The organism is Cellulosimicrobium sp. BMG9.22 (assembly GCF_059159975.1).
The window spans coordinates 56,883-64,037 of the sequence record NZ_JBZGBY010000025.1; the positions used below are offsets into that span (position 1 = coordinate 56,883).

Consider the following 7,155-nt stretch of genomic DNA (forward strand, 5'->3'; position numbering starts at 1 on the left):
CCCCGGTGCCCGACGACGGACCGCGCCTCGACCGCACGAGGTCGCCTCCGCCGTCGGGAACGACCCGCGGACCGCCCGCCGACCGTCGCCACCGCGACCCGGGCCCTCCGCGCCGCGCCGCGCCCTCCAGAACGGGCCGCGCCCCCGCCGCGACGTCCGCCACCCCGGACCGCCGCCGGTGACCTCCAGCCGAGCACCCGTCGAGGAGTCACCCTGATGACCGCCCAGCCCACGCCCACCCCGGCCCCGACCGCCTCGCCCGGCGGCCTCGTCGACGGTCGACCGTTCGCCGAGGTCGACCTCGCGATCGAGGGCATGACGTGCGCCTCGTGCGTCGCGCGCGTCGAGAAGCGGCTCAACCGCGTCGAGGGCGTCACCGCCACCGTCAACCTCCCCCTCGAGAGCGCGCACGTGACGCTCGCGTCGGACGTCACGGACGCCGACCTCGTCGCCGCCGTCGAGAAGGCGGGCTACACCGCCCGCGTCACCACCCGCCGCACCGCAGCACCGACACCCGCACCCGGCCACGGCGCTCCCACGACGAACCAGGGTTCTACCTCGGCAGACCAGGGCTCTACCTCGGCAGACCAGGGTTCTACCTCGCGAGGTAGAACCCTGGTCATGCGCGATGACGAGACGACGGCCGAGGCGGTGGGGGCGGCGTCGGATGCGAAGGGCGTCAAGGCCGCGCTCGCGAACGCACGGCCGACGGACCAGGGCGACGGCGCGGCCAGCCCGAGCACCGACGCCACCCCCACCGCCGGACCCGACCAGAAGACCGGACCCGACCAGAAGACCGACCGCCGCGGCACGGAGCTGCTGCGTCGCCTGCGCGTCGCGGCGGTGCTCACCGTCCCGGTCGTCGCGCTGTCGATGATCCCGGCGCTGCAGCTCCCGGGCTGGCAGTGGGTCGTCGCCGTGCTCGCGCTGCCGGTCGTCACCTGGGCGGCGTGGCCGTTCCACACGGCCGCGTTCCGCGCCGCCCGGCACGGTGCGTCGACGATGGACACGCTCGTCTCGCTCGGCGTGATCGCCGCGACCCTGTGGTCGCTGTGGGCGCTTCTGCTGGGCGGCGCGGGTGAGATCGGCATGCGGATGCAGCCGACGCTGATCCCGTCACGCGACCACGGTGCTGACCCAGGTGGGACACCGGAGCTGTACTTCGAGGTCGCGGCGGTCGTCACGACGTTCCTCCTCGCGGGCCGGTACGCCGAGCACCGGTCGAAGCGTCGCGCGGGCGACGCGCTGCGCTCGCTGCTCGAGCTGGGCGCGAAGGACGCCGATCGCGTGGTGCTCGCGGCGGACGGCACACCCCGCACGGGCGCCGACGGCGCCCGGCTCACCGAGCGCGTGCCGGTCGCCGAGCTGGTCGTCGGCGACGTGTTCGTCGTGCGGCCGGGCGAGAAGGTCGCGACGGACGGCGTCGTGCTCGAGGGGTCGAGCGCCGTCGACACGTCGCTGCTCACGGGCGAGCCGGTCCCGGTGGACGTCGGTCCCGGCGACGACGTCACGGGCGCGACGGTCAATGCGTCGGGCGCGCTGCTCGTGCGGGCGACGCGTGTGGGCGAGGAGACGACGCTCGCGCAGATCGGGCGGCTCGTCACGCAGGCGCAGACGGGCAAGGCGCCGGTGCAGCGGCTCGCGGACCGCATCTCGGCGGTGTTCGTGCCGATCGTGCTGGTGCTTGCTGTCGCGACTCTCGCGGCCTGGTTGCTCGCGGGCGCGGGGACGCAGTTCGCGTTCACCGCTGCCGTCGCCGTGCTCATCATCGCGTGCCCGTGCGCCCTGGGGCTCGCGACGCCGACGGCCCTGCTCGTGGGGACCGGTCGCGGCGCGCAGCGCGGCGTGCTCATCAAGGGCCCGGAGGTCCTCGAGTCGACGCGACGCGTCGACACGGTGGTGCTCGACAAGACCGGCACCGTGACCCAGGGCGCGATGGCGCTCGAGGCCGTGGTGACGCCGTCGGGCACGCTGACGCTCGGCGACCTGTCAGCGGAGGGTCGCCCTCTGCCGCGACCAGCGGCTGACAGCTCGAGCGACGCCGACGCGCGCGACGCCCTGCGCCACGCGGGAGCCGTCGAGGCGCTGAGCGAGCACCCGATCGCCCGGGCGATCGCCGCCACGTCCGCGGCTCCCGTCACCGAGGCGACCTCCCGCGACACGGGCGTGGGGGCCGACGGTGTCGCGATCGGCTCCCTGCAGGCGTTCGGCTTCCGCAGCGCTCCCGGCGGCGGGGTCGAGGCCGTGGTCCGCACCGCGCACTCCGGACTCTCGGTCGGCGGGGACGGCGCGGGTCTCAACGCGCGGCGCGTGCTCGTGGGGCAGCCGTCGTGGCTCGCGCGCGAGGGCGTGGCGAGCGACCCCATGCTCGACACCGTGTTCGCCGACGCCGAGACGACCGGGGCGAGCGCCGTCGTCGTCGCGTGGGACGGGAAGGCTCGCGCGGTGCTCGTGCTGCGCGACCCCGTGAAGCCGACGTCCGCCGAGGCCGTGCGCGAGCTCAAGGAGCTCGGCCTGCGGCCCTACCTCCTCACCGGCGACGGCGAGGGCGCGGCCCGCGAGGCGGCGCGCGCCGTCGGGATCGCGGAGACCGACGTGATCGCGCGCGTGCTCCCGGACCAGAAGGTCGACGTCGTCGCCCGCCTGCAGCGGGAGGGGCGCGTCGTGGCGATGGTCGGCGACGGCGTGAACGACGCCGCCGCGCTCGCCACCGCGGACCTCGGGCTCGCGATGGGCACGGGGACGGACGTCGCGATCGAGGCGAGCGACCTCACACTCGTGCGCGGCGACCTGCGCAGCGCCGCGACCGCGATCCGGCTCTCGCGCCGGACGCTGCGGATCATCAAGCAGAACCTGTTCTGGGCGTTCGCGTACAACGTCGCGGCGATCCCGCTCGCCGCGGCGGGTCTGCTCAACCCGATGATCGCGGGGGCGGCGATGGCGGCGAGCTCGGTGCTCGTCGTCGGGAACTCGCTGCGCCTGCGTCGCGCCGTCTGACACCGTCGCCGAGCACGACGTCAGGCGCAGTCGAACACGACGTTGCTGTCGCCATCCGGCGGATGACGACAGCAACGTCGTGTTCGGCGCGGGGGTGGTCAGCGGAAGCGGCGGCCCTCGTCACGGCGGTACGCGCCGACGGCCAGGGCGGCGAACAGCACCGTCCAGCCGATGAGCACCGGCCACGCGAGCCCGTACGCCGGCTCGCCCGTGAGCGCCTGGACGAGCAGGTCACGGCCGGCGCGTGTGGGCGTCGCCTGCGAGATGGTGTCGAGCCAGTCGGCGAAGAGGAACGGCGGGAGGAACAGGCCGCCCACGAACGCGAGCGGGAAGAGGATCACCTGCACCACCGGCAGCGCGGCCTTCGCGGACAGCGAGTACCCGATCGCCATGCCGAGCAGGACGAACGGCACGGACACCAGCAGCACCGTCCCGACGCCCGCGAGGAGCTGGCTCCACGTCACCGACGCGTCGGTGAACAACCACGCGATGAGGATGAGCGGCACGACCCCGAACAGCGAGAAGATCCCCCCGTTGAGGATGCGGGCGATCATCCGCGGCGCGGGCCCGGCGGGCAGCGAGCGCACGAACGGGTCGAACGGGAGCTGACGGTCCTCGGCGACCCCGAGCCCGTACGTGAACAGGCTCGCCGAGCAGATCGCGAAGAGGCCGAGCGACGCGACGGCCGTGGTCGCCGCGACGGGGTCGCCCGCGACCTCCTGCTGCGGCACGACGAAGAAGAACATCGCGAGCGCCGGGAAGAACATGTTGCCGAGCACCGCGATCGGCACGCGGACGGTCTCCAGGAACTGGTACTTGAGGTGCAGCCAGGTGAGCTGCACCGGGCCGGGCGCGGCCGGCGTGCGGGCGGGGACGGCACCCCCGGTGGTCGTGGTGCTCATCGTGCGTCTCCCGTCGCGTCGGTGGTGGTCGAGCCGTGGGTGGTCACGTCGTCCCGCGCGGGTCGGACGTCGCGCGCGACCATCTCCTCGAACGCCTCCTCGAGGCTCGCCCCGCGGATCTCGAGGTCGTGGAAGTCGACGCCCGAGGTGACGAGCTCGCGCACGAGCCCGTCGCCGTCGGCCGTGTAGAGCTCCTGCCGGCCGTCGCCCGAGCGCTCGGCCCGCACGACGCCGGGCCACCCGGCGAGGTCCGTCGCGGACCCGACGACGACCCGACGCAGCGCCACGCGCCGCAGGATGTTGTCGAGCGAGTCGTCGGCCTTGACCACGCCCTGGTCGATGACGACGACGCGCTGCGCGAGCGCCTGCACCTCCTCGAGGTAGTGGCTGGTCAGCAGGACCGTGCCGCCGTCGGCGTGGTACGTGCGGATGGCGTCCCACAGGGCCTGGCGCGCGCCGACGTCCAGCCCTGTCGTCGGCTCGTCGAGCAGGACGACGCGCGGCCGGCCGACGAGCGAGAGCGCCACCGCGAGGCGGCGCTTCTGCCCGCCGGACATCGCGCCCGTCTGCCGGCCCGCGAGGTCGGAGAGGCCGAACTGCTCGAGCAGGTCCGCCGTGGGGACCGGGTCGGGGTAGTGCCCGCCGACGAAGTCGACGACCTCCCGCACCTTGAGCGTCGCGGGCAGCCCCGTCTCCTGCGGGGTCAGGCCGAGAGCGACGCGGCTGCGCGCGTCGCGCGGGTCCCCGCCGAACAGGCGGACGGTCCCGGAGTCCGGCTTGCGCTGGCCGCTGATCAGCGAGAGCAGCGTCGACTTGCCCGCGCCGTTGGGCCCGAGCAGCCCGACGAGCTCGCCCGCACCGACGGTGAGGGACACGTCGTCGAGCGCGACGACCTCGCCGAACCGCCGCGTCACGTGGTCGACGGCGACCACCGGCGGGTGGGTGCCCGTGCGCGACGGCGCGCGGTCGGGTCGGTCGGTCGGGGCGTGCCCCGCTTGCTGCATGTGCTCGGTGCTCATGCTCCGGCTCCCTTCAGGAGGGTGTTCAGTGCGGTCGTGTAGTCCTCGAACGCCGACCGGCCGCGAGCCGTGAGGGCGAGGTAGGTGGCCGGCGTGCGGCCCTCGTGGGTCTTGGTGACGCGGACGTAGCCCGCGTCCTCGAGCTTGCGCAGGTGGGTGGACAGGTTCCCCGCGGTCATGTCGAGCAGCTTGCGGAGCTTGGGGAACGACAGCTCGTCCCCCTCGCCGAGCGCGGCGAGCGTCGCGACGACGCGCAGCCGGGCGGGGGCGTGGATGACCGGGTCGAGCTCGCCATCAGGCATCGCCCACCTCCCCGTCGCCGTGCGGCCGGGGGGACGGGCCCGCGAGGCCGCGGCGCCGTCGTCGGACGAGCAGGAGGTGCGAGACCAGCGCCATGACGAGGAACCCGCCGCCGCCGAGCAGCGCCATGACGAGGTAGGTGAGCGGGAGCCCCGCGAACGTGGCGACCGCCGCGACAAGGAGGATCCACAGGCCGAGGACGAACAGACCGCGGTCGGCGAAGGCCGCCGCCCCGCCGAGGTAGAGCAGGCCCACGACGACGCACGCGAACGCATTGCTCGCGAGGGCCAGGACCTCTTCGGACGCCCCCGCTCTGGCGAGGCCCCCGAGCACGAACCCGTAGGTCGTGAAGCCGAGCATCCACGACCATCCGTACATCGCGCCGGAGCGCGCACTGACCCCCCGCGTCCCGGCGGTGCGCGTGACGCTGTGGACGATCGTGAAGACGACCGCCGCCGCGATCAGGCTGAAGAAGACCCAGAACGCCCACGGCTCCGGCTCGCCGCCCACCACCGCGGAGCGGCCGGTCGTCAGCTGTGCGGACGAGGGGTGTTCCGCGGTGCGCAACGAGCTCGTCCACAGGCAGAGGTAACCGACGAGCCATGCGGTGCCCCAGGCGAGGTAGAGGAGTCGCGCGTCCGGCTCGGTCGCCTCGCGCGCACGCTCCTGCTGCTCGCGGATGAGCCGCAGGGACTCGGCGGGGTCGAAGGCCGGCTCGGCCGGCGGGCGCGGCGACGGTTCGTCGCCGCGGTCGTCGTGCTCGTTCGACATGTGCGTGATCCTCGCAGAGTAGTTTGTGCCGCAAACTTGTTTGTAGCGTGCCACGTCCCGAGGCCGAGCACAACCCCCGGTACCAGACCTGCCGAGCACGACGTTGCTGTCGTTCTGGGGCCGAGAACGACAGCAAGCCCGTGCTCGACGCGGAGAAGGGTCGTGGTCGGCGTCCAGACGGCGTCGACGCCTCTCCCGGCGACCGGTGCTATAACCGGACGGTGCCCGACCTGACAGCATCCAGCGCCGCGACGACGCCCGAGCCGGGGCCGACGACAGCCGGGCCCGCCGCGACGTCCGTCTCCCCTGCGCGCCCGGACCGGGCCGCCCGGCGCCGGATCGGCGCGGAGATCTGGATCGTCCTCGGCCTGAGCCTCGGCAAGTCGGCGGTGTACGCGATCATCAACATCGTCGCGCGGCTCACGGCCGGGACCCCGCTGGGCGAGCAGTCGGCGAGCCTCAACGTCAGCCGATCAGCGCGCCCCTACCTCGACCTCACGTACCAGCTCGTCGGGATCTTCTTCGCGGTGCTGCCCGTCGCGCTCGCGTTGTACCTGCTCAGCGCTCGGGGCAGGTCCGCCGTGCGGGCGATCGGGCTCGACGGCTCCCGTCCGCTCAAGGACGTCGGCTGGGGCTTCGCGCTCGCCGCCGCCATCGGGATCCCGGGGCTCGCGTTCTACGCGCTCGGCCGCGTCCTCGACATCACGGTCGAGGTCCAGGCGTCGGCCCTCAACGCGGCGTGGTGGACGGTTCCGGTGCTCATCCTCGCTGCCCTGCAGAACGGGCTGCTCGAAGAGGTCATCGCCGTCGGCTACCTCTTCGAGCGCACGCGCGACCTCGGCTGGGGCCGCGTGAAGTTCGTCGTCGCCAGCTCGCTGCTGCGCGGGTCGTACCACCTGTACCAGGGGTTCGGGCCGTTCGTCGGCAACGTCGTCATGGGCGTCGTCTTCTCCTGGTTCTACACGAGCCGCTGGGGCCGGCACCGCGTCATGCCGCTCGTCGTCGCGCACACCCTGCTCGACGTCGTCGCGTTCGTCGGCTACGCCCTCCTCCCCCTCGAGTGGAAGCAGTCCCTGGGCCTCGCCTGATCGAGTGCCGGCAGGGCGGCGCCGGTGCTCGGGGCACGTTGGGCGTGCTGTGGTCGGGTCCGTGTAGGGCGTGCTGTG

6 protein-coding genes are annotated in these 7,155 nt (G+C 73.8%); 2 read left to right on the forward strand and 4 right to left on the reverse strand.

The window, feature by feature from the left end:
- The first annotated feature begins 216 nt into the window (after positions 1-216).
- Entirely contained in the window at positions 217-2,997 is a 2,781-nt protein-coding gene (locus AC4H2H_RS15580; protein WP_494371728.1) for a heavy metal translocating P-type ATPase, read from the forward strand.
- A gap of 98 nt (positions 2,998-3,095) precedes the next feature.
- On the opposite strand, the gene AC4H2H_RS15585 is transcribed toward AC4H2H_RS15580, so the two are convergent.
- Genes AC4H2H_RS15585 through AC4H2H_RS15600 form a run of 4 tightly spaced genes read right to left on the reverse strand, consistent with a single transcriptional unit; the run spans position 3,096 to position 5,989 of the window.
- Positions 3,096-3,899 (reverse strand): ABC transporter permease, encoded by an 804-nt coding sequence (locus AC4H2H_RS15585; RefSeq protein WP_494371729.1) that lies wholly within the window; start codon positions 3,897-3,899, stop codon positions 3,096-3,098.
- On the reverse strand, positions 3,896-4,918 hold the full coding sequence (locus AC4H2H_RS15590) for an ABC transporter ATP-binding protein (protein ID WP_494371730.1): 1,023 nt from the start codon (positions 4,916-4,918) through the stop codon (positions 3,896-3,898). The genes AC4H2H_RS15585 and AC4H2H_RS15590 overlap by 4 nt, the downstream gene beginning before the upstream one ends.
- Positions 4,915-5,220, reverse strand: a complete 306-nt coding sequence (locus AC4H2H_RS15595) for a transcriptional regulator (protein WP_494371731.1) — start codon at positions 5,218-5,220, stop codon at positions 4,915-4,917. Before AC4H2H_RS15595 ends, AC4H2H_RS15590 begins: the two co-directional genes overlap by 4 nt.
- Complete coding sequence (locus AC4H2H_RS15600; protein WP_494371732.1) at positions 5,213-5,989, reverse strand: hypothetical protein; 777 nt, start codon at positions 5,987-5,989, stop codon at positions 5,213-5,215. The genes AC4H2H_RS15595 and AC4H2H_RS15600 overlap by 8 nt, the downstream gene beginning before the upstream one ends.
- Positions 5,990-6,210: 221 nt before the next feature.
- On the opposite strand from AC4H2H_RS15600, the gene AC4H2H_RS15605 reads away from it, so the two are divergent.
- Positions 6,211-7,077, forward strand: coding sequence for a CPBP family intramembrane glutamic endopeptidase (locus AC4H2H_RS15605; RefSeq protein WP_494371733.1), 867 nt, complete (start codon positions 6,211-6,213; stop codon positions 7,075-7,077).
- Positions 7,078-7,155 lie beyond the last annotated feature (78 nt).

Excerpts from the sequence above, each read along its gene's own strand:
- AC4H2H_RS15600 (WP_494371732.1), bottom strand. The coding sequence starts at position 5,989 with ATGTCGAACGAGCACGACGACCGCGGCGACGAACCGTCGCCGCGCCCG.
- AC4H2H_RS15590 (WP_494371730.1), bottom strand. The coding sequence starts at position 4,918 with ATGAGCACCGAGCACATGCAGCAAGCGGGGCACGCCCCGACCGACCGA.
- AC4H2H_RS15580 (WP_494371728.1), top strand. The coding sequence starts at position 217 with ATGACCGCCCAGCCCACGCCCACCCCGGCCCCGACCGCCTCGCCCGGC.
- AC4H2H_RS15595 (WP_494371731.1), bottom strand. The coding sequence starts at position 5,220 with ATGCCTGATGGCGAGCTCGACCCGGTCATCCACGCCCCCGCCCGGCTG.
- AC4H2H_RS15585 (WP_494371729.1), bottom strand. The coding sequence starts at position 3,899 with ATGAGCACCACGACCACCGGGGGTGCCGTCCCCGCCCGCACGCCGGCC.